22 protein-coding genes are annotated in these 22715 nt (G+C 59.5%); 11 read left to right on the top strand and 11 right to left on the bottom strand.

The window, feature by feature from the left end; translation table 11 throughout:
- Positions 1-2: 2 nt before the first annotated feature.
- Positions 3-1172 (bottom strand): mandelate racemase/muconate lactonizing enzyme family protein, encoded by a 1170-nt coding sequence (locus tag ACR0DA_RS03665; RefSeq protein WP_480752993.1) that lies wholly within the window; start codon positions 1170-1172, stop codon positions 3-5.
- Positions 1173-1250: 78 nt separating this feature from the next.
- The gene (locus ACR0DA_RS03670; protein WP_093961716.1) at positions 1251-2264 is read right to left on the bottom strand and encodes a TRAP transporter substrate-binding protein; all 1014 of its coding nucleotides are present in this window, start codon (positions 2262-2264) and stop codon (positions 1251-1253) included.
- A gap of 198 nt (positions 2265-2462) precedes the next feature.
- On the opposite strand from ACR0DA_RS03670, the gene ACR0DA_RS03675 reads away from it, so the two are divergent.
- Positions 2463-3113 (top strand): GntR family transcriptional regulator, encoded by a 651-nt coding sequence (locus ACR0DA_RS03675; protein ID WP_170357473.1) that lies wholly within the window; start codon positions 2463-2465, stop codon positions 3111-3113.
- Here the strand turns inward: ACR0DA_RS03675 and denD are convergent.
- On the bottom strand, positions 3110-4078 hold the full coding sequence (gene denD, locus ACR0DA_RS03680; protein WP_480752995.1) for a D-erythronate dehydrogenase: 969 nt from the start codon (positions 4076-4078) through the stop codon (positions 3110-3112). The genes ACR0DA_RS03675 and denD overlap by 4 nt on opposite strands.
- A complete protein-coding gene (locus ACR0DA_RS03685) occupies positions 4075-4959 on the bottom strand; it encodes an NAD(P)-dependent oxidoreductase (RefSeq protein ID WP_480752996.1) in 885 nt (294 codons plus the stop codon). Before ACR0DA_RS03685 ends, denD begins: the two co-directional genes overlap by 4 nt.
- A gap of 194 nt (positions 4960-5153) precedes the next feature.
- Between ACR0DA_RS03685 and ACR0DA_RS03690 the strand changes: the two genes are divergently transcribed.
- Genes ACR0DA_RS03690 through ACR0DA_RS03705 form a run of 4 tightly spaced genes read left to right on the top strand, consistent with a single transcriptional unit; the run spans position 5154 to position 9481 of the window.
- Positions 5154-5912, top strand: a complete 759-nt coding sequence (locus ACR0DA_RS03690; RefSeq protein ID WP_480752997.1) for an SDR family oxidoreductase — start codon at positions 5154-5156, stop codon at positions 5910-5912.
- Positions 5909-7705, top strand: a complete 1797-nt coding sequence (locus tag ACR0DA_RS03695) for an IlvD/Edd family dehydratase (protein ID WP_170371320.1) — start codon at positions 5909-5911, stop codon at positions 7703-7705. Before ACR0DA_RS03690 ends, ACR0DA_RS03695 begins: the two co-directional genes overlap by 4 nt.
- A gap of 11 nt (positions 7706-7716) precedes the next feature.
- Positions 7717-8565 carry a fumarylacetoacetate hydrolase family protein gene (locus ACR0DA_RS03700; protein WP_170371507.1) on the top strand — a complete coding sequence of 283 codons (849 nt, stop codon included), beginning with the start codon at positions 7717-7719 and terminating at the stop codon, positions 8563-8565.
- Entirely contained in the window at positions 8558-9481 is a 924-nt protein-coding gene (locus ACR0DA_RS03705) for a 2-hydroxyacid dehydrogenase (protein WP_170442320.1), read from the top strand. The genes ACR0DA_RS03700 and ACR0DA_RS03705 overlap by 8 nt, the downstream gene beginning before the upstream one ends.
- Positions 9482-9498: 17 nt before the next feature.
- Here the strand turns inward: ACR0DA_RS03705 and ACR0DA_RS03710 are convergent, their stop codons facing one another.
- The 4 genes from ACR0DA_RS03710 to ACR0DA_RS03725 all read right to left on the bottom strand — a co-directional run bounded on the left by ACR0DA_RS03710 (position 9499) and on the right by ACR0DA_RS03725 (position 15259).
- Complete coding sequence (locus tag ACR0DA_RS03710) at positions 9499-10500, bottom strand: HupE/UreJ family protein (RefSeq protein WP_480752998.1); 1002 nt, start codon at positions 10498-10500, stop codon at positions 9499-9501.
- On the bottom strand, positions 10497-11327 hold the full coding sequence (locus tag ACR0DA_RS03715) for a peptidyl-prolyl cis-trans isomerase (RefSeq protein ID WP_170389682.1): 831 nt from the start codon (positions 11325-11327) through the stop codon (positions 10497-10499). Before ACR0DA_RS03715 ends, ACR0DA_RS03710 begins: the two co-directional genes overlap by 4 nt.
- A gap of 149 nt (positions 11328-11476) precedes the next feature.
- Positions 11477-13402, bottom strand: a complete 1926-nt coding sequence (locus ACR0DA_RS03720) for a DUF3604 domain-containing protein (RefSeq protein WP_244952398.1) — start codon at positions 13400-13402, stop codon at positions 11477-11479.
- 195 nt (positions 13403-13597) lie between these two features.
- A complete protein-coding gene (locus tag ACR0DA_RS03725; protein ID WP_480752999.1) occupies positions 13598-15259 on the bottom strand; it encodes a Na/Pi cotransporter family protein in 1662 nt (553 codons plus the stop codon).
- 169 nt (positions 15260-15428) lie between these two features.
- Here ACR0DA_RS03725 and ACR0DA_RS03730 point away from each other — a divergent pair, with 169 nt between their 5' ends.
- Positions 15429-16262, top strand: a complete 834-nt coding sequence (locus tag ACR0DA_RS03730) for a DeoR/GlpR family DNA-binding transcription regulator (RefSeq protein ID WP_480753001.1) — start codon at positions 15429-15431, stop codon at positions 16260-16262.
- Positions 16263-16399: 137 nt separating this feature from the next.
- Here ACR0DA_RS03730 and ACR0DA_RS03735 read toward each other — a convergent pair whose 3' ends face one another.
- The 3 genes from ACR0DA_RS03735 to ACR0DA_RS03745 all read right to left on the bottom strand — a co-directional run bounded on the left by ACR0DA_RS03735 (position 16400) and on the right by ACR0DA_RS03745 (position 19087).
- Positions 16400-17377: an oxidoreductase gene (locus ACR0DA_RS03735; RefSeq protein ID WP_480753002.1), complete on the bottom strand. Its 978-nt coding sequence runs from the start codon at positions 17375-17377 to the stop codon at positions 16400-16402.
- Between the two features lie 139 nt (positions 17378-17516).
- Positions 17517-18398, bottom strand: coding sequence for an AraC family transcriptional regulator (locus ACR0DA_RS03740; RefSeq protein WP_480753003.1), 882 nt, complete (start codon positions 18396-18398; stop codon positions 17517-17519).
- A 260-nt stretch (positions 18399-18658) separates the two neighbouring features.
- Positions 18659-19087 (bottom strand): RrF2 family transcriptional regulator, encoded by a 429-nt coding sequence (locus ACR0DA_RS03745; RefSeq protein WP_480753004.1) that lies wholly within the window; start codon positions 19085-19087, stop codon positions 18659-18661.
- Between the two features lie 106 nt (positions 19088-19193).
- On the opposite strand from ACR0DA_RS03745, the gene ACR0DA_RS03750 reads away from it, so the two are divergent.
- Genes ACR0DA_RS03750 through ubiV form a run of 5 tightly spaced genes read left to right on the top strand, consistent with a single transcriptional unit; the run spans position 19194 to position 22706 of the window.
- Positions 19194-19673 carry a hemerythrin domain-containing protein gene (locus ACR0DA_RS03750; RefSeq protein WP_254428897.1) on the top strand — a complete coding sequence of 160 codons (480 nt, stop codon included), beginning with the start codon at positions 19194-19196 and terminating at the stop codon, positions 19671-19673.
- A gap of 12 nt (positions 19674-19685) precedes the next feature.
- Positions 19686-20219 carry a DUF2478 domain-containing protein gene (locus ACR0DA_RS03755; protein WP_480753005.1) on the top strand — a complete coding sequence of 178 codons (534 nt, stop codon included), beginning with the start codon at positions 19686-19688 and terminating at the stop codon, positions 20217-20219.
- Between the two features lie 39 nt (positions 20220-20258).
- Positions 20259-20795, top strand: a complete 537-nt coding sequence (ubiT, locus tag ACR0DA_RS03760) for a ubiquinone anaerobic biosynthesis accessory factor UbiT (protein ID WP_480753006.1) — start codon at positions 20259-20261, stop codon at positions 20793-20795.
- Positions 20792-21790 carry a ubiquinone anaerobic biosynthesis protein UbiU gene (gene ubiU / locus ACR0DA_RS03765; RefSeq protein ID WP_480753007.1) on the top strand — a complete coding sequence of 333 codons (999 nt, stop codon included), beginning with the start codon at positions 20792-20794 and terminating at the stop codon, positions 21788-21790. The genes ubiT and ubiU overlap by 4 nt, the downstream gene beginning before the upstream one ends.
- Positions 21791-21794: 4 nt before the next feature.
- The gene (gene ubiV / locus ACR0DA_RS03770; protein ID WP_170339185.1) at positions 21795-22706 is read left to right on the top strand and encodes a ubiquinone anaerobic biosynthesis protein UbiV; all 912 of its coding nucleotides are present in this window, start codon (positions 21795-21797) and stop codon (positions 22704-22706) included.
- Positions 22707-22715: the final 9 nt, after the last annotated feature.

Below are 22715 nucleotides of genomic sequence, written 5' to 3' on the forward strand. Positions count from 1 at the left end.
CCTTATCCGTCGATCCGGTGGTGATCGATAAATTCCAGGTCCGGCTCGACGCCCAGTCCGGGGCCGGTCGGGATCGTCACGCGGCCTTTGTTGGCCTTGACTTGTTTCTGTATCTCCAGCGGAACGGTCAGCAGATCGTCGCGGAACTTGTTGTCCGTGGTGTCGAATTCCAACATCGGTTCCCACGGGTGCAGACCGCCCGGAATTGCCGGCATTGCCGCGAGCAGATGCAGGTTGGTGGCCAAAGCAACCGCACTTCCCCAGACGTGATTGACGACCGGGGTGAAGTGTGCGTGGCACAGCGCAAGTACCCGCAGATACTCAGAGATTCCGCCCAACGCGCATACTTCGGGCTGAGCGATATCGACACTGCGGTTTTCGAGAAGCGCGCGCCATGCCCAGCGATTGAACACAGCCTCGCCGCCGGAGATATTGACCTTCAGCCCCGCGCGCAGTTCGCGATAGCCATCAAGATCCTCAGGGGCCACCGGTTCTTCAAACCAATAGGCGTCAAGCTCTTCCAAGGCGCGGCCCACATGAAACGCGTCCGAGGTCGTGTAGGCATGATTTGCGTCGACCATGAAGGGGAAGTCGTCTCCAACCCCACGACGCACCGCCTCGCACAGCTGCACGTCCGGTTTGGGTCCGAACCCGGTCTTCATCTTGGTGGCGACAAACCCCATGTCCTTGATCGTTGCGGCTTCGTCCTTGAACCGGGCGGCAAGGTCGGCGATCGGCTCATCCCGCAGCATCATCCCGTAGCCGTAGCAGGGAACGCTTGTCCGATGCGCGCCGCCGATGAGTTTGTGCAGCGGCAAACCGGCCACCTTGCCGACGATGTCCCAAAGGGCGATGTCCACGCCGGACAGCGCCTGTATCGGCATTCCGCCTTGCCCATGATCTCGCAGAAGGTTGTACACCTTGTGCCAGATCACGTCCTTGTCCAAAGGGTCCAGCCCCAGAACCATCGGCTGAATGACCTGTTCAACGATGGATTTGTTGGCTCTTGCTACGTTGCCGGGGCCAAAACACTCTCCCCAGCCGGTCACGCCTTCGTCGGTTTGAACCTCGACCAGATGGGTTGTGCGCTTGTCATAATACTGCTGCGAATACCCCAGGACTTCGGGCATCTTGTACTGCAGTACATGGCTGGTGATCTTGGTGATTTTCATGAAATGCAGGGTCCCGGGCACATTCGGAGAGGCCGTCAGCACGGCCTTTCCGATTGTCGTTGAATGGCCGAAGCCCGATTATTGCATTGCGCCCAGATCGCGCAGGAAGTTGATGTGGCTTTCCAACAGCGCCTTGGCCTCTGGGGTCGTGGCGAACTCGGTCCACCCGACCTGAACGGCTGCGCGGTAGGCGGCCAGATCTTCCGGCGACCACTCATACAGCTGAACGCCTTTGGCCTTCAGGTCCTTGGCGGTCTGAGCGTTCTGCACTTCGTTGATCGTCGCATTGTGCAGCGCCAGGCTGTCCATCGCGACTTCCATGATCTTTTTGTGATGTGCAGGCATCGCGTCCCAAACGTCCTTGCGGCAGGCCAGATGGTCTGCGGGCATCGAGTGGAAGCCGGGATAGTTCGTGTGACCGGCGATTTCGTACAGACCCAGACCCACGTTGTTGGTCAGGTTCGCAGCATCCGCGCCGTCGATGATGCCGGTTTCCAGAGCGGTGAAGATTTCGTTGAAGTCCATCACGATCGGCGATGCGCCCAACTCGGCAAAGACCTTGGTGGCCAGGCCCGGGGGCGAACGGAATTTCCAGTCTTTGAAGTCATCGACCTTGGCGATCGGCTTGGTCGAGGCCAGAGATTCCGGCCCCGGGATCCACCAGCCGATGAATTCCATGTCGTAGCCGTTGTACAGGTCATTGACGGCATCTCTGCCGCCACCGTGCAGCAGCCATGCCATTTGCTGATAAGGGTTCTGGTAACCGCCCAGCAGATCGCCCGCGAACTGGAAGGCCGGGTTCTTACCGGTCTGATAGCCGCCGCCGGTCATGTCGCAGTCGAGGATGCCTGTCGCCGCGGCATCGAAGGTTTCGACCGATTTGACCACCGAGGACGAGTAGAACATCTCGACTTCGATCTCGCCGTTCGACATTTCCTGGATGTCTTCGACGTATTTTGCCGCCATCTGCCCGGACAGCGTCTCGGGCGAGAAATGGGTTTGAATTCTCAGCTTGGTCGTTTCAGCCACCGCGAAACCGGCCGCCATCGTCGTTGCTACGGCCGCAACAGCCGCTGTCTTGACTATTTTCATATTGTCCTCCCAGACGTTGAGCAGTGCGCCGGGTAGGAGATCTTGCCGCCTCCCTTGTCGACACGCTGCTAGACGTTAAGCGGTCGAATCGAATGCAACAAGTAAAATATGAAATTTTCAAGAATTTCGAGATTCTTGCAATAAATCGAAAATATGATTAGGACACTAAGTGGCCAGACCTGAAAGGTGCAAACCGGAATGAATGAAGAAGTAGATATTTATCAGCACCTTAAAATGCGTCTGATCTCGAACGGATTCGAGCATGGTGCCAAGGTTCGGGCCGAAGAGTTGCGCAAGGACTATGGGTGCTCGGCCAGCACGGTTCGCGAAGTTCTTTTTCGTTTGTCATCGGTGGGTTTGGTGGACTTTCAGGAGCAGAAGGGCTTTCGCGTCCCGAAGCGTTCGCCGAAAAAACTGATCGAGCTGACCCACATCCGCGTTTTGCTGGAGGGAGAAGGCACCGCAATGTCGATCCGCAACGGCGGGGTGGATTGGGAAGCCAGACTGACCGCGGCGCATCACAAGCTGAGCCATATCGAAAAGCGCATTCATGCCACCGACGACCCCAGCGAGCTGATCGAGATCTGGTTTGCTTCGGAAAAGGAATTCCATCAAACGCTGATCTCGGCCTGCGGATCGGAAACGTTGAAGCAGATGCATGGCCGCATCTATGCGCAATTCCGGCAGCAGCTGATGGTGGCGGACCGGCGGTTCGAGTTCATCTCCGAGAACATCCGGCATCACGCCGACATCCTCGAGGCCGCATTGTCCGGCGATGAGCAACTGACCAAGCAGAAGATTCATGACCACCTCAAGCGTCATCTGACAGGCAAGACGATGGGCGACTAAGCGCGGAAGTCATCCTCAAGATAAACGCGGATGATATCTTCAAAGCTCGACTCTGCGCGGAAGCCCAGCTCAAGCGCGCGGTCGGTTTGAAAGTCGCGTGGCCAGCCTTTGACAATGCGCTCTATGTCGGGGTCGGGAACATGCTTGATCAGGTTGACCGCGTCTTGACCGGCGACAGTGCGCAGAGCTTCGATCTGTTCGGCGACCGTACAACTGATGCCGGGCATGTTCAGGGCGCGCCGGTCGTTCAGCAGCTTCGTATCGAGATCGGCCGCGTGGGTCAGAAATCTTGCCGCTGCCCGAGGGCTGGCGTGCCAGTGGCGAACGGTGTCGTCGACCGGCAGAACCGCCTCGAGCCCGTTCAGGGGCTCTCGAATGATACCCGAAAAGAAGGAGGAAGCGGCGGCATTTGCCTTGCCGGGCCGCACGCACAGCGTCGGCAGCCGCAGGGAGATGCCGTCGATGTATCCTTTTCGACTGAAGTCGGAAATCATCAACTCGGACGCAGCCTTCTGCGCCCCGTAGCTGGTCAGAGGGGCGCACAGGAATTCATCGTCGATCCTTGCGGGGAAAGGGGCGCCAAAGACGGCTATGGACGAAGCGAAGACCAGCCGCGGGCGGTAGGCGCCGCTGGTGGCGTCATGCTCGTCCTTCAATGCGTTCAACAGTGCCCAGGTCGTCATCAGGTTGACGTCCCAACCAAGGCCAAAATCAGCTTCTGCCTGACCCGAGACAATCGCGGCCAGATGAAAGATCACGTCAGGGCGCTGAGCGGCCAGAATCTTGGCCGAGTTTGGGACCGCGATGTCGCCAACGGTTTTTTCTCCCGGTGCACCCTCGGCCGGAAATGAAAGGTCGAACAATGATACACGGGCGTCCGGGCCAAAGGTCTGTTCGGCCGAAATGTGATGCGCCAGTTTCTGCCCCAGCATTCCACCGCCGCCGATGATGAGGATATGCGTCACGACATGCCATTCCGTTTTCTGAGTTCGAGGTAGAGCGCAGAATGATCCAGCCCGGCCCCATCCATTTCGTTTATCAGGTATTCGAACCGGTCGCGTACGGCTTGCGTATTGGGCAGTTCCAGGCCCAGACCGCGCGCCTCAGCCAAGGTGTTGTCCAGATCCTTCAGCTGAAACTTCGAGAGTCCGCCGGGAACGAAGTCCCGGTTGGACATGCGTTCCCCGTGCTGCTGCAGGATCACGCTGTCGGCAAACCCACCGCGAAGCGCGGCGCGCAAAGCAGCCGGGTCTGCGCCACCTTGTTCGGCCAGCAGGGTTGCCTCGGCAACGGCGGAAATCGTGACGGCCACGATTGTCTGATTGGCCAGTTTGCACAACTGTCCGGCGCCGCTGGGGCCGACATGCACGGGGCGCCCCATGGCGGAGAGGATTGGCAGGACCTCCCGCATGACCTTCTCATCGCCGCCCACCATGATCGCCAGCGAGCCCGCCTCGGCCCCCTTGGTGCCACCGGAGACTGGGGCATCCAGATGCCGCAGGCCGAGGGTTTCGAGTTGGGCCGACTGCGCGCGGGCATGTTCAGGCTTGGCGCTGGACATGTCGATCCAGACGGCACCAGGTTTCAGCTGGTCGCAGAAAGAAGGGTCTTCAAGCAGCGCGCCGGTTGCGTATCCGTCGGCCAGCATGGTCACGATCACATCGGCTTGGGCAACCGCGTGGGCCGGGGTGTCTGCAACCGCGGCACCTTGGTCCGCCAATGGCCGTGCCTTTTCGGCGCTACGGTTCCAAACGGTCAGGGGAAAGCCTGCCGCAAGCAGGTTTCGTGCCAACGGCGCCCCCATTAGGCCGGTGCCCAAAAGGGTCACTTTGCGCTGTTCACTCATGCTTGCTTGTCCTCCTTCGGGCCGCACCACGCATGGTTATAGCCAAACCAAAATCTCTGTCATACGCTAACGGCATCAAGTTCCTGCGCCAAAGCCTGTCGCGTTTCCGTGCAGAATTTTTTGGTGCTGCCCGGTCGCACTCGGGCCCGGGGTCCTGGTGTTTGATCGCAAGTAGTGAAAGGTAAATTTTACATATGTCAGAAAGACTTGTGGGGAAGCGCGTCCTTGTGACGGCCGCCGGACAGGGTATCGGTCGTGCCAGCGCAATTGCAATGGCGCGCGAAGGGGCGCAGGTGTTTGCGACGGATATCAACCTCGAAAACCTTTCTTCGATTCGGTCCCAGAATCTCGAAAATATCGAAATTTTCGAGATGGACGTCACCGATGACGCCAGCGTCGCTCAGGGGGTTGAGCGGGCAAATCCGGACGTGTTGTTCAACTGTGCGGGCTTCGTGCATCACGGTACCATCCTGGACGCCACCGATGATGAGTGGGATTTTGCGATGGACCTCAACGCGCGGTCCATGATGCGCACAACGAAGGCTGTGCTGCCGGGGATGGTCGAACGGGGCGGCGGCTCGATCATCAACATGTCTTCCGCTTTGGGGTCGATCATCGGCGCGCCCAACCGCTTTGTTTATGGCGTGACCAAAGCTGCGGTTGTGGGGCTGACGAAATCGGTTGCGGTTGATTTCATCACGAAGGGCATCCGCTGCAACTGCATCTGCCCCGGAACGGTCGACAGCCCCAGTTGGCGCGATCGGGTCGAGGCTTTGGCCCAAGAACTGGGCAGCAGGGAAGAAGCCATGGCGCAGTTCGTGGCCCGCCAGCCCATGGGCCGCGTCGCCAAGGCGGAAGAAATAGCGGCACTGGTCGTCTACCTGGCAAGCGATGAGAGTGCTTTCACCACAGGACATACACACATAATCGATGGGGGGTGGTCAGGCCAATGACGAAGATAACAAAGGACGATCTGCGGTCGCGGAAATGGTTCATGAACTCGGACAACCTCGAGATGACCGCGCTGTATCTGGAACGGTATCTCAATTACGGCCTGACCCGCGCCGAGCTTCAATCCGGCAAGCCAATCATCGGCATTGCGCAAACGGGTAGCGATCTCAGCCCGTGCAACCGCCACCACCTGGAATTGTCCAAACGTGTGCGCGACGGGATCATCGCGGCTGGTGGCACGTGCATCGAAATTCCGGTGCACCCGATTCAGGAAACGGGTAAGCGGCCCACTGCCTCGCTGGATCGCAATCTGGCCTATCTTTCGCTGGTCGAGAGCTTGTTTGGTTACCCGATCGACGGCGTGGTGCTAAACATCGGTTGCGACAAGACCACGCCGGCGCTGTTGATGGCGGCCGCCACCGTCAATATCCCCGCAATCGCTCTGTCGGTCGGCCCGATGCTGAACGGCTGGTGGAAGGGTGAACGCGCGGGGTCGGGAACCGTGATCTGGAAGGCTCGGGAAGACCTTGCTGCCGGTGAAATCGACACTGATGAGTTCATGGAAATCGCAGCGGCTTCGGCGCCTTCTGTTGGCTATTGCAACACGATGGGAACGGCGACCACGATGAATTCCCTGGCCGAAGCCTTGGGAATGCAACTGCCTGGGTCCGCCGCGATACCAGCCCCGTACCGGGAACGCGGACAGATCAGCTATGAAACCGGAAAGCGCATCGTCGAGATGGTGTGGGAGGATCTGCGCCCAAGCGATGTCATGACGCGGGCGGCATTTGAAAATGCGATCGTCATCAACTCGGCGATCGGTGGATCGACGAACGCGCCGATCCATTTGAATGCGATCGCCCGGCATCTTGGCGTTCCTCTCAACAACGATGACTGGCAAAGCCTGGGTCACGACGTACCGCTGCTGGTCAACATGCAGCCGGCCGGAAAATACCTTGGAGAAGATTACCAGCGCGCCGGCGGTGTCCCTGCCGTGGTCGGTGAGTTGATTGATGCCGGATTGCTGCCCAACCCCGATGCGCTGACGGTCAACGGCCGGTCGATGGGCGAGAACTGCCGGACACGCCGGTCGCTGAACGACGACGTGATTAAGCCGGTGAGAAATCCGGTCAAGCATCAGGCCGGGTTCATCAACCTCTCGGGCAACCTGTTCGAAAGCGCGATCATGAAGACATCGGTGATCTCGTCCGCTTTCCGCGAGGCCTACCTGTCGAACCCGGATGACCCCAATGCATTCGAGGGCCGGGCGGTCGTTTTTGACGGGCCTGAGGACTTTCATCACCGCATCGATGATCCGGCAGAAAACATCGATGCAGACTGTATCCTGATCATGCGCGGGGCCGGACCCAAGGGTTACCCGGGCGCGGCCGAGGTGGTGAACATGCGGCCGCCCTCATACCTGTTGAAACAAGGGGTCGAGGCGCTGCCCTGCATCGGTGATGGGCGCCAGTCCGGCACGTCCGGAAGCCCGTCGATCCTGAACGCCTCGCCCGAGGCGGCCGAAGGCGGCGGGCTGGCGCTGGTGCGAAATGGCGACCGGTTGCGCATCGATCTGGGCAAAGGGACGGCGGATATGCTTGTTCCGCTGGAGGAGCTGCATGAACGCGCCCGCGAACTGGAAGCTGCAGGTGGCTATTCGGTCCCGTCCGACCAGTCACCCTGGCAGGAGATCTTCCGCGAGAAGGTCGATCGTCTGGATCGCGGCATGACGCTGAAGGGCGCCGACAAATTCAGGGACATCGCGCGGCAATTCCTGCCGCGGGACAATCACTAAAAGGAACCGAAATGAAACTTGTTCGCTACGGAGCCGCAGGGTCGGAAAAGCCTGCGTTGGTCGACTCTGCGGGTCAATTGCGGGATTTGTCCGCCCATGTCACCGATATCACCGGTGAAACGCTGGGCGACGCCGTGCTGGACAGGCTGCGCGCAATTGATCCCGAAAGCCTGCCGATTGTTGAAGGGGATCCGCGGATCGGAGCTTGCGTGGGCAAGATCGGCAAGTTTCTGTGCATCGGACTGAACTACTCGGACCATGCTGCCGAAACGGGCGCGGATATTCCCAAGCATCCGATCCTGTTCTTCAAGGCAAATTCCGCCATCGTGGGGCCTTATGATGACGTTGTGATGCCGCGCGGGTCCACCCATACCGATTGGGAATGCGAGTTGGGTGTGGTGATCGGGAAAACGGCGAAATACGTCTCCAAGGCCGATGCTTTGGACTATGTCGCCGGTTATTGCATCGTCAATGACGTGTCCGAGCGGCATTTCCAGACGCAACTGACCGGACAATGGACCAAGGGCAAGTCCTGCGACACGTTCGGTCCGACCGGTCCGTGGCTGGTCACCCGCGATGAGGTTCCCGATCCTCAGGCGCTGGGCATGTCCCTGGACGTGAACGGTCAGCGGATGCAGACCGGAAACACGGCCACCATGATATTTACCGTTGCCGAGATCATCGAGCATCTGAGCCAGTTGTTCACCCTTCATCCCGGTGACGTGATTTCGACCGGCACACCGCCCGGGGTCGGCATGGGGATCAAGCCCGATCCGGTCTATTTGAAGAAGGGCGACGTGATGGACCTGAGGATCGACGGGCTGGGTTTGCAGCGGCAGAAGGTCAGTCAGGATGACTGAGCTGTTGCAGATCGGCGGGATTACCGACCGGATGAAAGATCGGCTGTCCGCCGCATTTGATATTCGCCGGCTGGACGATTTTGATGCCGCGCGCATCACCCATGTGGTCACGAACGGACATGACGGCGTGCCGCCCGACCTGATGGCCCAACTGACAAACCTGAAGATGATCAGCGTCTATGGGGTTGGATATGATGCGGTCGATGCAACGGCTGCTGCAGCCCGCGGAGTTGTCGTCACACACACACCGAATGTGCTTAACAACGAGGTCGCTACCACCGCCGTTCTGCTGATGCTGGCCTGCTACCGAGAGCTTGTTCGCGACCATGAATACGTCCGATCGGGACGGTGGGAGACAGAAGGCAATGCCCCTTTGACCCGATCAGCCGACAATCAAAAGGTTGGAATTCTGGGGCTTGGCCGTATCGGCCAGGCGATTGCCGACAAACTGGCGCCGTGGTCGCCCGAAATCTCTTATCACACCCGCAGTCCCAAGGATGTGCCATACCGATATTTCGACAATCTGGTCGATATGGCAAACCACGTGGATGTGCTGATTTGCATAACACCGGGCGGGCCGTCGACCAACAAGCTGGTCAACGCCGAGGTGATGCGGGCGTTGGGGGGCAGGGGCACGCTGATCAATGTCAGCCGCGGGTCCGTCGTTGACGAGGCAGCTTTGATTGAAGCGCTGCAAAGCGGTGCGCTTGGCTGGGCAGGGCTGGATGTTTTCGAGGATGAACCTCGCGTTCCACAAGCGTTGCGCGAGTTGCCAAACGTGGTTCTGTTGCCGCATGCGGGCAGTGCTACTGTCGAAACGCGTGCCGCGATGGGTGATCTGACGGTCGACAATCTGTTGCAACATCTCAAGGACGGATCGGTTCTGACCGCCGTGCCAGAATGCAAAGATCTGTGAATTGACCGCTTGGGCGCTCAGAACCCGTTGACCCGCTCGATCAGCCAATAGAGCGATATGCAGCCGATGGCATAGCCTGTTACGGGGGTGGCCAAGTGGGTCACCCAACCGGCGTTCCGTGGCACGATAAGGCGCCACATCGCAATCAGAAGCGCGAGCACTGCGATAAAGGCAAGCTGACCGGCCTCGACGCCGATGTTGAAAGCCAGCAGCGCTGCAGGGATCTCTTGCGAAGGCAGGCCGATTTCAGCCAGAGCACCGGCAAAGCCAAGCCCATGCAGCAGGCCGAAACTGAAGCAGACGATCCACGGGTATTGCTCGGATAACCGCAGCTCGCCCTCTTTGTGCCTCAGGATTTCCAGAGCAAGGAATACGATGGACAAGGCAATAACGGCTTCGACGGGGCCGGCGGGCACGTTGAGAAACCCAAGCGTCGCCATCGCCAGCGTCAGCGAATGCGCGACTGTGAACGCGGTTATCGCACCGACCAACCGCCATGGGTTCCGCACCAGAACAAAAAGCGCAAAAACGAACAACAGGTGGTCCCAGCCGCCCAAAATGTGTTCGAACCCAAGCAGAAAGTAGCTGCTGAAAACCGACCAGATCGTAGGCTCCGCCGGAACCATCAATTCGGCCTCATCAGGCGTAAATCTGAGCGTCACGGGTTCAGTGTTCAGCGGTCGAACGCGTAGCAAGACATCGTTCTGCTGGCGCTCCAACCCGTCTATGGCCACAACATGGCCCGCGATTTCGGCATCACATTCTGCAATCCAAGAAGACACCCAAGCCTGGTTTTCCGCTGTTGGCTCCGGGCCATTTGCCGGCGCGCAATGGTCGGGCAGAACCGCATCGATCTCCATGGGTTGTCCGTTCACGTCGGGAATACGCCAAAGGATTCTCCAGGTGCCCGGCGCCAGTTCGTTCAGGTCCAGATAGCCGGGGTCAAGCGCGTGTGCTCGGCCGAATTGCGGAACCATGCCCAGCCAGAAACTCAGCAGAACAAAGAAGACCGTCTTCACGAGCCGCCCTCTGCGGATTCGGGTGTCTCGACACGGTACTGGGCGGCGAGGCTTTCGTATTGAGCCTGCGCCAGGTCCTGAGCCGTCGCCCTGCGCCAATCGTTCAGAACGGAGTCGTAGATCTCGGCGAGCGGCGGAAGATAACCGGGCTTTGCTTCGGTCACGCGGACAAGATGTTGCCCGTATCCCGAGTTGATCGGACCGATCCAAATCATCGGCTCGCTCCCGTCAAGCTGTGACGCAAACCCGCGACCAAAGGTTGTGTCGATTGCACCCGCGGCTGTCAGTGGCATCGACCGCGCCAGCAAGGACGAAACGCCAAGGCTGGACCAATCCGCGCCACCGTTCAGCGCCTGCAGAGTATCGTCGACGACGTCCGGGTCTGGGGCATCACCCAGATAGATCTGATCAAACGCGATCAGGGTAGGGGTCGTGAAGCGGTCTGCGTTCTGGGCCAGATGCTCTTCTAAAACAGCCTCCTCGGGGGCGACCGAGGACGCAATTGCGGTAGTCAGAAACTCCATTTTTCGGGCAAGGCGGGCCCGGATCACCTGATCACCACGGTCCAAGCCCAGCTTTCGGGCCTCGCGCACAAGAATTTCTTCGCGGGTCCAGGAATCGATCAGCGCCTGCAACTCGGCGTCGGTGGGTTGGCGTTTCCAGCTGGCCTCGAACCGTGTTCTCAAAAGCGCGATGTCGTCGCTGTCAATTGTGATCGTTTCGGCCTCTTCCGGGGGCTCGGCCTCGTCGGATACAAGATAGAACCAGCCGAAAATGGCCAGCCCGATCAGAATGAAATGGAACAGCGGTTCTTTGTAAAAGCGCATGAAAGATCTGACCTGCTGGCAATTCGATACCCGATCGTTGATCCCAACGGCCCGTCATGTCAAATCGCCGATTTCAACTTGGGTGAAGATGTTGCAGCAACGACCCCGGCCCAAGGGCGCGATCCCACGCCCCCGGTTTCGGTCTTGGTTCATTCGCTGGCAGGCGTGTACCAGATCGGTGACGAATACGCACGTTCCTGATGGATCAACTGGGCCTCGGCCGGCAGATCGATTCCAAAACGAAGCTTGTCGTACAGCACCCAGCGCGGGGTCGGGATTTCCAGAACCCGCACGTAGTAGAATGCCCGCGCGTTGGGATCGAAGTCGGGATCCGTCCAAACGGTCACCAATTCCGATGCGCCGATCGAGTTGCTCCAGCTGGCGGTATCCAGATCGACGGTATTGCCGACTTCGGGAAGGTTGCCATTGGCATCCAGCGCACGATCGTCGGACCAGGCCACGTTGTAGACCTTTTCCTGAAGCGCGCCGTCTGCATCCAACCAGCCCTTGACGACCTGAACTCGATCAAGGTTCGCACCGACGGGGTCACGCAGCGCGCCGATCAGGAAAGTCGGTGCGCCTTCGCCCTCGGGCGGACGCAGGTCACCGCCCATCGGCACCCCTTTGGTGTATCCCACATCGGCCACCAGACGCGTCAGCAGGTCGGACTCATCGAAATCCCATCCGCCGAAGAAACGAAGCCCGATGCGAGGCCCGGTCGTGGCGTATGTCTCGCGTCGCTTGAACGCGTCGAAAATGGCCGAGCGCGTATTCTCGGACGCCCAGACTGCGGTATAGCCCGATGCGACCAGCGTATGCCCCTCAAAGGCGCCCAGATCGCTTTCGACAAACGGGTGCAGAACGCGCGTAGCCGACGGCTCAGCGCTTACGGATTTGCCGAAATAGTTGTCTTCCTCGGCCGTTGCCAGCGACGTATGGCTGTCCGTCGCGCCGCCCATCCCGAACTTGTAGGGGTTCACGCCAAATTTCTCTTCAAGCATCAGCCCGCGCTTCAGCGCCTCGCGCGCGTATTCGCCGGCCAGCATGTCATCGGTTTTCAGCTCGGAGATATCGAGGTTCCCGACATCCCAGTTTTCATAGTCGGCAAATGGGTCGTCGGGGCTGAGATAAGGATGGGCTTCGCCGTCACCCTTGATCTGGGTGACCTCGTAATGCGGTTCCCACTTGGCGCGGTTCTGTACGTATTCCTCATCCACCTTGCCGCCGTGATAGGTGTCTTCGGTCGGGAACATCCAGCCGTTCGACAGATTGCCGTTATGCGCGAAAGCAACGGCACGGCCTCCGGTCTTGGCCTGGTACTCCTCGAGCCACTCGTAAAGTGCCTTCGGATCCGTGTTCCCATAGGGCGGCTGCGTGACCGGCGGCACCATCTGCAACGCACGGATCGGGCCATCGCGCAGCATGACGTTTCGATGCAGGTTGAATCCCTTGGGCACCGAGGTCCATTCGAAACCGATGAACGCTGTGAAATTGCCCGGGTCGTTGTGCCGTTCTGCGGCCATCACGATATGTTCCCAGGTAAACGCAAAGGCGTCCGCTCCGGGGCTGTATGATTCAAGCAGGTCTTCCGGAAGGGTCATCTGCGAGAAATTGGAAATGATGTCGAACGCCGCTTTGGCAGCTTCGTCTCCGCCCGCAGAGTATCCTTCGTACCATTCCAGACCCTTGGGATGTGCCAAGACCCCCGGCTTTCCGGCCTGCAGGTCCGGGGCAAACCCCATCAGGTCGGTATGATCCGTAAGAACCATCCAATCCAGTGGGCGCGCAAGCCGAACCGGCTGTCCGGTCGACGAGATGACCTGTTGGCCTTTCGCAAATCGCCAGGCGTCATCCGGCAGCAGCGTGTTCCCGAACGTTCCGGCGTCCAGTGACAACCCTGTGTGCAGGTGCGTGTCCCCCCAAAGAGGGCGCTCCGGGAATGTCCGGTTGGCATAGGGCGAGAACGGACGCTCGGCAAAGGTACCCTCTGCGGCTTCTTTGGTCGGCACAGCGTCGGCGAGAACGCCTGCCGGGCCGAGTGTCAGCAGCATTGAACAGACGTAGAGTCGCAGCATGAGAACCTCCCAATTCAACAGCTTCGAATTCAAAGAAACGGTTTTATGTCATAACATTCTGATATGACGATAGCATGCGAGTGGGGCCGACTGTCAATTCTGCCGGGTTCAGGAAGCCAGAAAAGCCTTGCACTCACGGAAGGGCGGGAGCCTTGGCTGCCGGTCTTTAAAAGTACAATCCGAAGATTGCTGTGACTAAGGTGCGTCCGAGATTATCCGCGGTTTGGCCAGGCGGCTTTCCAATAGATCGCCCGTCTCTTCGGCGATCGGGTAGGCCACAAAGGCCAGCGCCGCATTGATTTGCTTCAATAGGCGCAGCGTCTCCTGGTGGATATTGGTTGTCTCGATGCTGGCCGGACCCCGACTTTGCAGGCGCTTCAGGTGGCGCTCCTGCAGGTATTGCTCTTCAATCCGGATCCGATCCTTTTCGGCCACCAATTGGCGGGCCGCCTCAGCGTCGCCGGTGGTCAGAATGCTCAGAGCCAACTGGCCGTTCGTTGTGATCTGATCGTGGAATTGTTCAATGTCGGTCAGACCTTCCTTTGAAAAGGTTATGCCCTCGTCAGCCATTTTTTTCGCCAGCGCCACAAGGTTGACCGCGATCCGGTCGGCGGCCTCTTCAAGGTTGTTGGCCATCGACACCAGCTCGAGTGTCTTTTTCTCCTGCTGAGGTGTCAGATCGCCTTCCCGCAGACGCGAGACGTAGATTTTGATGTCAAAATGCATGCGGTCGACATCGTTCTCCCGCAATTCGATGGTGCGGGCCAGTTCGGGGTCCCAGTTCCGGAACAGATGAATGGTTGGCACCAGCATCGCCTGAACCGTTTCAGCCATGCGCAGCAGTTCGCGCTGTGCGCAGGCTAGCGCCAGAGGCACGTGGTCCAGTGCGCCGGGGTCCAATGCGGTCACGTTGTCGGCGGTGATGCTGGAATGGCGGGGAACGAACGCGTCTGCCAACCGGATCAGCAGGTTGGTGAACGGCAGCGCAACGACCAGAAGGGCGACATTCATCGCAATGTGCAGCATCACCACCTGTTGACCGGGCGCTGTGCCGAACACGGATATGTTCAGCACGCCGGTCAGCAGCAGGGCCAGCGCCACCACAGTGACACAGGCCCGAGCCACTAGGTTGGCAAGGACGACCAACTTGGCCGGGCGCTCCTGCGACCAGAGCAGGGCGAATGAGATCACGGCGCCACCGAGATTGGCACCGATGACAAGCGCGGCGGCCACCGTGCCGCCAACCAGTGCTGACGCCGCGAATGTGGCAAAGGTCAGCACCGCGGCAAGGCTGGAATGCATGAGCCACGCCAGAATTGCGCCGACCACATAGGCGCTGATCAAGTCACTTTGAAAATATGCGGCAATGCTTTGAACGATTGGGCTGGCCCCGATTGGCACTGTGGCTTCGCGGATCATTCCAAGCGACAACAGCACCAGGGCAAAACCGATGGTGATGCGCCCGATTTGTTTCGTCCGCCGTCGACCGGCTTTCAAAAACACCACGACGCCGACCAGCAATGCGAATGGCATCACCGCCTGGACGGGCAGGGTCAGAACCTTTGCCATCAGGGCGGATCCCACCTCTGCCCCCAGCAGCAGCGCAAGGGCCGAGGGTGGGGCCAGCATGCCCGATACCGCAAATCCGGCTCCGATCAAAGCAACCGCAGTCGAACTTTGCATCAGCATCGCTGCCATACCGCCGCCCAATGCAGCGGACATTCGATTTTCAGAAAGGATTTTCAGGCCGCGTTTCAACTCGGGCAGGAACGCTCGCTCCACTCCGGTCCGGATCAACCGGACAGACCACAAAAGCAGGGCGACGCCGGCCGCCAGATGGGTGGCCAGCACGATCATGCGTTCGATACCTTGTTTGCGCTGCGCCGTTGCATGGCCAACATTTTGCCTTCCACAATGGGGTGAGTCCGACGATTTTCATCACCAGTTTGAGGGTAATGCAACAAAATATTTGCAAAAATGAGGCAAACGCCACAAAAGTTGATTGTCGTCTAGCCGGGGCAATGAGATGTCAAAGGCCAAAACTCGTCAGAAACACAGCAAGAAAGGGCGGGATCGGCTGAAAAAGTCCGATCGTCGCCAACGTATCCTGCTTGAACTCAAGCTGCGCCCGCATGTGCGCATCAGTGATCTGGCCCGCAGTTTCGACGTGTCCACCGAGACCGTCCGCAGGGATTTTGACGCGCTGGCCGAAGATGGCCTGATTGCGCGTGCGCACGGTGGCGCGTCGGCGCCGGTACAAGGGCATTATCTCAGTCTGGACGAGCGCAATGCGGCCCGGGTTGCCGAACGCGAGCGGATCGGAAACGCCGCCGCTGGCCTTGTGCGTGAAGGTGAGACGGTCATGATCGACTCGGGCTCGACAACCGCTCAGCTGGCGCGCTCATTGGCATTTCGCGACATACGTTGCACTGTCATCACGAATTCGATTCCGGTGGCCGTGACACTGGGCGGCAGCGCGGCCGAGGTGATTGTTTGCCCCGGTGCTTATCTTGCCGCCGAGGCTGCCGTCGTTGGTTACGAAACGCTGGAGTTTCTGGGCCGGTTCAACGTCGATCGCTGCATGATCGGCGCGTCGGGATTGTCCGATGATGGCCCCAGCGAACCGATCGGTGATATCGCCGCCGTCAAACGCGCGATGCTGGGCCGTTCTGCGGAACGCCATCTTCTGCTGGATGCCCAGAAGTTCAATCAGAAGCAGTTGCACAAAGTGTGCGAACTGTCGGATTTGGACACGTTGATCGTCGACACGGTCCCGCCAAGCCAGTTGGCCGTGGCGCTGGGCGTGGCAGATGTCGAACTGTTGATCGCCGATCCTGCGCCCGAGCAGGCTTTGGCCTGAACCGTTGAGGTCCAGCCCGGGCCGGGACCGGCAGCGCAGAGGGGCAGGGGGCGAAATTGCGGTCTAAAACCTTGGCGCTGCCTTATCCCTAAGAAGCGTAGTCCGGCCGGGATCATCCCGACCGGATTGCGTGGGTATCAGGCCTCTTGCAGTAGCCGTTCGCTTATGTCCCACAGCTTTTCGGCTGATGCGTCATCGCAGGCATGTGCGTTAACCCCAAAATATCGGGCCGTCGGGCTGTTGGGGTCGGTCGGGGCAGCAATGTCAGCGTCCTCGCAATAAACCCCGGGTTTGCCAACCAGCATTGGTGAAGTCGCAGCCCAAACCGTTGTTGACGCGCCCTGTTCTGGCGTCTTGAAACCCTCCTTGGCCAATTCGGACGGTTCGCCATCCTTGTTCAGCCAGCCCAGCGCGATCATCTCTTCCTTCGGCAGGTGCCGTTGCAGAGGGGTGAATATCCCACCGGGATGTACCGAAAACGCCAACCCGCCGGTCTCTGCCAAACGGCGGGACAGGGCGTTGGCAAACAACGCATTTGCGGTCTTTGCTTGCCCATAGGCCTGCCATTTGTCGTAGTCCGTCTTTTCGAACTGGATATCATCCCAATGCACGTCGCAAATCTTGTGTGCGGTCGAGGAAAGAGCAACGACCCGCGCGCCCGGCGTTTGCTCCAAAGGCGGCAGCAGCAACTTGGTCAGGGCAAAGTGGCCCATGTGGCAGATACCGAATTGGGATTCCCAACCGGGTCCAACACGGGCCTCGGGGCACGCCATGATCCCGGCGTTGTTGATCAGCAGATCCAGGTTTTGCAGGTCGCTGGATACCGTTTCGGCAAACCGTCGGACCGAACCAAGATCCGCCAGGTCCATCGGTGCGGTTCTGACATTGCCATCCACGCTCGCCAGGCTCTCTTGTGCTTTGGCTTCCGAGCGTACCGGAACGATCACCGCGGCCCCCTTGTCGGCAAGGGCGCGGACGGTTTCGAGGCCAATACCGCTGTAGCCACCGGTTACGATTGCGGTCTTTCCAGTCAGGTCGATATCGGCCAGCACTTCGGCCGCCGTGCTTTTTGCGTGAAATCCTGAATTTGTAGGAACTTGGTCGGGAACTGCCATCAGGTATCCTTGCGATTTCGGGGGCAACATCGCCCGGTTGCATCATGGATGAACCTAACCTGTCCGCCTCGGGTGGGACACAGAGCTTCCTCCTCAACTCTTGCTCGATTCTCCGAAACCCAAGAGCAAAGCGTGCAGCTCAGGTCACGTGATCCCGGGTCAGTTCTCGGGGCGGAAAGCCAAATTTCTTGGCGAACTCACGGCTGAATTGGGCCGGGCTTTCATACCCAACTGCATGTGCAACACTCGATACAGGCGTTCCCGTCTGCTGAAGCAGTTGGAAGGCCTCGGTCAGGCGTAGGTCTTTCTGGAACTGCAGCGGACTGTTGGCCGTCACCCGTTTGAAGGCGTCATAGAATACCGACGCGCTCATGCCCGAGATCGCGGCAAGGTCCGAGGCTTTGATCGTCGAGCGGTACTCTTTGCGGATATGCGCGATTGCCTTGGCGACCTGGTTGGCCTTGCTGTCCGCGCGGATGATACGGCGCAGCGCGCGCCCTTTGTCGCTGCGCAGAACCCGGAAATAAACCTCGCGGACGGCGGCGGCCCCCAACGCTTGCTCGGCTATCGGATCTCGGCGCAAACGAAAAAGACGTGCAAATGAATCAATGACTTCCGCGTCGGCCTGACCGCTTTCCAAGGCCGGACCCGCATCGTCCAGAGAGGTGCCGCCCATGTCGGTGTAGACGCCCCGCAATACGCGCATGTCAATGCCGAGATACAGGGCGATGTAGGGGTTTTCGGGCGAGGCATCCACAAGGCCCGAGACCATTGGCAGGGCGCTTCCAACGACAATGACGTCCCCGGCGTCATAGCGGACATGCTCGGTTCCGTACTGCACCGACTTGCTGCCCTGAAGCACCAGCCCGATCATGGGCTCAACGACCGAGCATGACGGGCGTTTGGATTGGCGCGTCTGGGCCAATGCCATTTCCCGCACACCACAGGGCCAAAAGCCGTCATCCAGCTGGGCCTCGGTAATCAGCGCCTTGGCGTCGTCAAGGAGTCTCTGCAGTTCCAATGGGATCTCTCCGGCCAGTCTGCCAAGACTACAACCTGCATTTTTCCGCACAAGAGTTTCGGTCTGACATTCGGAGGATCAGGCAAGCCCGCCGGAGAAACAGATGACTGAATTTACAGAGGCGTGCAGTTGAACACCGTTTCTTATTCTTAGATTGGGGCCAACTGATCTGACCGGTCTAAGCACAAAGGTAACAGTGGTCGCAGCCTGATTGGTTCTGAGAGAACCCAGGCGAATTGTCCGAAGGGGCAGGCCGGCTACTATTCCGCCGCCGAAATCTCCCACGGTGGACGATAGATGCAATCAGCCAGTGTCGCCCGGTTCAGGTCGTCAAAAAACGCCTGCTCGGCTTGCTTCAGTCGGTCTTTCAAAAGGCAGCTTGGGGTCAGAGTGCACGCACTGCCATCGGCCGAGAAACACTCAACGATTGGTTGCCCGGTCTCCAGGGTGCGCACTACGTCGCCCAAGCGGATGTCCGACGCCGGGCGAGACAGGACGGCGCCGCCGCCACCGCCACGCCGCGTTTTGAGGTATCCGGCATTGGCAAGCGCCGAAATGACCTTGGCAAGATGGGCCCGTGACACCTTGAATTCATCCGCAAGTTCGCCGGTTGAAAACGGGCGGTCCGAGCTGCCAGCCAGCCGCATCAGAATGCGGAGACCATAGTCAGTGAATGAGGTGAGGCGCATGGTCGCGTTTTCCAATCGGTATTTTCTATGCGTATTAACAAAACAGAAAGCGCAAATCAAATTCCGATTCGAGATGCTCGGGTCGTGAACCCTGAAAGCACGGACCATGACGAACTTCGATATGCACGAAGCTGATCTTGAGACAGGCGCCCTGATTGATCACATCCTCACACGGTATCACGAAACACACCGGACCGAGCTTGAACAGCTTCAACATCTTGCTGAACGCGTGGCCTTGGTTCACCGAGACGACCCCCAAGCCCCCCGAGGGTTGGTCCGCGCGCTGGCCGAACTGGCGGCCGAAATGGAAACGCACATGGCAAAAGAGGAGATCGTCCTGTTTCCCGCCATGCGCATGGGCGGCATGGAAGGGATCGAAAACCCGATCCGAGTTATGCGCGCCGATCACGACGGCCACGCCGAGAGTATCGCACTGATCCGGCATATCACCCATGACCTGACACCGCCCGCACATGCCTGCGGGTCTTGGCGACGGCTTTACGACGGGCTGCGGAACCTTCTGGCGGATCTTGACCGGCACATGATGCTTGAAAACCAGGTCCTGTTTCCACGGTTCGAACGGTAGAGGGGTTCAATCATGCTTCTTGCAGGTGTCGACGCAAGTGGGGCAGGCGGAACGGATCATTTGCTGGCGACGGTGGCCGCGCGATTGCAGGAGGAAGGTCTGCGCTTGCTTGGGGCGTTGCGTGTGAACCTTCCGGATACTGGTACCCAGTTTTGTGAGACAACGCTTGGACTGCTGCCGCATGGCCCCAATATCCGGGTCACGCAGGATCTGGGTTCGGGCTCAGGCGCGTGTCGCATGGACGCCGGTGCGATCGAAGACGTGGTCGGCATCGCGACCGCTCAGTTGCGAGATGACGGTTGCGATATCGTTCTGTTGAATAAGTTCGGAGTCAGCGAGGCCGAGGGTCGCGGATTTCGCACCCTCATTGCCGAGGCCTTGGCGCGGGATGTTCCGGTCCTGATCGGCGTGAGCAAAACCCATCGCGCCGCCTTCGATCAGTTTGCCGGAGGAACCGCCAAACTCCTGTCGCCCGTCGAGGACGTTGTGGTCGAATGGTGCCGATGCTCCATCGCGCAAGGTCGAAACACGGCGGCACCGGGTTGAACCCGCACAAATCCAACAGCCAAACGGATGAGGCAGTACATGCAGCATATGGTGAGCCCAACACAGACATCGAACAGGCCAAGGCCGCCGGGACAGGCAATCGTCTCGCGTTTGGCCTGCTTGGCGGTTCAGCCCATTCTCGCGCGGGTGGTCCGTAGGGTCGCGCAGGAACATCCTGCGCTGTTCGCCCGACTGGGCCCGTATCAAAGCGCCGATTTCCTGATCGACCCGATCGAGCTGCCGTTCGCGCTGCATCTGCGTCCAGATCCTCAGAACCTGAGCTTTCGCGCCGTGCCACGGTCGATGCTGCCTGACGCCACAGCCATTATCCGAGGGCGGTTCCTGCTGCTGTTGGAACTGGTCGACGCGGAACAGGACGGCGACGCGGCCTTTTTCTCGCGCGATCTGGAGATCACAGGAGATACCGAGGCCGTCGTCCGTTTGCGCAATGCATTGGACGACATGGATGGATCCATCGCTCAGGAGGCTGCGGACATGTTCGGCCCGCCTGGCCGCGCGATCCTGTCCCGGTTGCGCCGAAATTACCACGAAGCAGAAGGAGCGACCGCTTCATGAGCCTCGCCGAATTGATATGCCCCGCCGGAACTCCCGCTGCCCTGCGCACAGCGGTCGATGCCGGGGCCGACGCCGTCTATTGCGGCTTTCAGGACGCCACCAACGCCCGAAATTTTCCGGGGCTGAATTTCACGCCGCAGGAATTGGAGGAGGCGGTCGCCTATGCCCATGCCAGGGGCTCCAAATTCCTTCTGGCACTCAACACTTATCCCCCGGCAGGCAAGGTCGACCTTTGGCGGCACGCTGCCGACACCGGTGCGCGGATCGGCGTTGATGCCTTCATCGTGGCTGATATGGGCGTGGCCGACTACATCGCCCGAACCCATCCACAGGTACGCTTGCACCTGTCGGTACAGGCTGCAGCGTCGTCACCCGAGGCGATCCGCTACTATTGCGAGAATTTCGGTGTCAAACGCGTGGTCCTGCCCCGTATTTTGACCATTCCCGAGATCCGGCAGATCCGAAAAGAAATCCCTTGTGAGATCGAAACCTTCATCTTCGGAAATCACGGTCTGATGGTCGAAGGGCGCTGCAGCCTGACGAACTATCTGACCGGGCAGTCCACGAACCTCGATGGCGTCTGTTCGCCGGCGTCCGACGTGGAGTACGTGCGCGATGCCGATGGTTCGATGTCATCGAAGTTGGCTGGCTTTACCATCGATCGGTTCGGGCCAGATGAGAAGGCCGGTTATCCGACGATTTGCAAAGGTCGCTATCAGGTCGCACATCGTCCGGACGGGTACTATGCGTTCGAGGAACCGATCAGCCTGAACCTGGCCCGCCTTCTGCCTGAGTTGATCGATGCTGGGGTGCATGCGTTCAAGATCGAAGGGCGGCAAAGGTCCAAGAGTTATGTCCGGTCCGTGGTGTCTGCATTTCGAAACGCTGTCGACGATATCCGGGCGGGCCGCGAAGCGGATATCGGGAACCTCGCCGCACTGACCGAGGGTCAGAAACAGACGCAAGGCGCTTTTGCCACGAAGAAATGGCGGTGAAACGATGACGAAACTTACATTGGGCCCGATCGCCTATCACTGGTCGGCCGACCAACGCCGGGATTTCTATGCGCGTGTCGCCGACGAAGCTCCGGTGGATGAGGTCTATCTGGGCGAGGTCATCTGTTCAAAACGCGCCCCGTTCCAAGAGGCTGACCTGCCGTCCATCATCGAAAGGCTCGAACGGACGGGCAAAAAGGTGATTTTGTCCTCCTTGGCCGAAGTGATGCTGAAGCGAGAGCGCAAGGCCACCGAAGACCTGTCTGAGATGGAGTCGCCCGAGATCGAAATCAACAACGCTGCGGGACTGTATGCACGTGGTACGCGACCGCATCGCATCGGCCCATTCATGAATGCCTATAACGAGGCCACAATCCGCTGGATGGCGTCAAAGGGGGCGACGCATGTCTGCCTGCCCACCGAGTTGCCAGCGCCCTCGATCGCCGTCGCGGCGCGAATGGCGCGCGACTTGGGTCTCGGGGTTGAAGTGCAGGTCTTTGGCCGGGCGTCGCTGGCCGTTTCGGCGCGGTGCTATCACGCGCGCTCGCACGGGCGGACAAAGGACAATTGCCAATTCGTCTGCGAAGAAGACCCCGACGGGATGCCCCTGCGTACGAGGGATGAGCAGCCGATCCTGCGCATCAACGGGATCCAGACCCAATCCGAAGGGTATCTGATCCTGCTGCAGGAACTGCCCCAACTGGTTGCCGATGGTGTGAGCCATCTGCGATTGATGCCGCAGGCCGTCGACATGGTCACCGTCGCTGAGGTTTACCGGGCGCTGTTGGATCAAAGCATGTCGACCGAGGCGGCCGAAGCCCGGTTGCGGCAGGTTTGTGCAGATACGCCGTTCAGCAATGGGTTCTATCACGGTCAAGCCGGCTATCGCAGGATAGCCCAGGCGTCCCTTGCATGATCGGAAACC

Source organism: Ruegeria sp. CI8 (genome assembly GCF_056536865.1).

Coding starts and splice junctions, on each gene's coding strand:
- ACR0DA_RS03745 (WP_480753004.1), bottom strand. CDS start 19,087: ATGCGCCTCACCTCATTCACTGACTATGGTCTCCGCATTCTGATGCGG.
- ACR0DA_RS03720 (WP_244952398.1), bottom strand. CDS start 13,402: ATGCTGCGACTCTACGTCTGTTCAATGCTGCTGACACTCGGCCCGGCA.
- ACR0DA_RS03665 (WP_480752993.1), bottom strand. CDS start 1,172: ATGAAAATCACCAAGATCACCAGCCATGTACTGCAGTACAAGATGCCC.
- ACR0DA_RS03730 (WP_480753001.1), top strand. CDS start 15,429: ATGTCAAAGGCCAAAACTCGTCAGAAACACAGCAAGAAAGGGCGGGAT.
- ACR0DA_RS03685 (WP_480752996.1), bottom strand. CDS start 4,959: ATGAGTGAACAGCGCAAAGTGACCCTTTTGGGCACCGGCCTAATGGGG.
- ubiU (WP_480753007.1), top strand. CDS start 20,792: ATGAGCCTCGCCGAATTGATATGCCCCGCCGGAACTCCCGCTGCCCTG.
- ACR0DA_RS03700 (WP_170371507.1), top strand. CDS start 7,717: ATGAAACTTGTTCGCTACGGAGCCGCAGGGTCGGAAAAGCCTGCGTTG.
- ACR0DA_RS03695 (WP_170371320.1), top strand. CDS start 5,909: ATGACGAAGATAACAAAGGACGATCTGCGGTCGCGGAAATGGTTCATG.
- ACR0DA_RS03750 (WP_254428897.1), top strand. CDS start 19,194: ATGACGAACTTCGATATGCACGAAGCTGATCTTGAGACAGGCGCCCTG.
- ACR0DA_RS03715 (WP_170389682.1), bottom strand. CDS start 11,327: ATGCGCTTTTACAAAGAACCGCTGTTCCATTTCATTCTGATCGGGCTG.
- ubiV (WP_170339185.1), top strand. CDS start 21,795: ATGACGAAACTTACATTGGGCCCGATCGCCTATCACTGGTCGGCCGAC.
- ubiT (WP_480753006.1), top strand. CDS start 20,259: ATGCAGCATATGGTGAGCCCAACACAGACATCGAACAGGCCAAGGCCG.
- ACR0DA_RS03735 (WP_480753002.1), bottom strand. CDS start 17,377: ATGGCAGTTCCCGACCAAGTTCCTACAAATTCAGGATTTCACGCAAAA.
- ACR0DA_RS03675 (WP_170357473.1), top strand. CDS start 2,463: ATGAATGAAGAAGTAGATATTTATCAGCACCTTAAAATGCGTCTGATC.
- ACR0DA_RS03690 (WP_480752997.1), top strand. CDS start 5,154: ATGTCAGAAAGACTTGTGGGGAAGCGCGTCCTTGTGACGGCCGCCGGA.
- ACR0DA_RS03670 (WP_093961716.1), bottom strand. CDS start 2,264: ATGAAAATAGTCAAGACAGCGGCTGTTGCGGCCGTAGCAACGACGATG.
- ACR0DA_RS03755 (WP_480753005.1), top strand. CDS start 19,686: ATGCTTCTTGCAGGTGTCGACGCAAGTGGGGCAGGCGGAACGGATCAT.
- ACR0DA_RS03705 (WP_170442320.1), top strand. CDS start 8,558: ATGACTGAGCTGTTGCAGATCGGCGGGATTACCGACCGGATGAAAGAT.
- ACR0DA_RS03725 (WP_480752999.1), bottom strand. CDS start 15,259: ATGATCGTGCTGGCCACCCATCTGGCGGCCGGCGTCGCCCTGCTTTTG.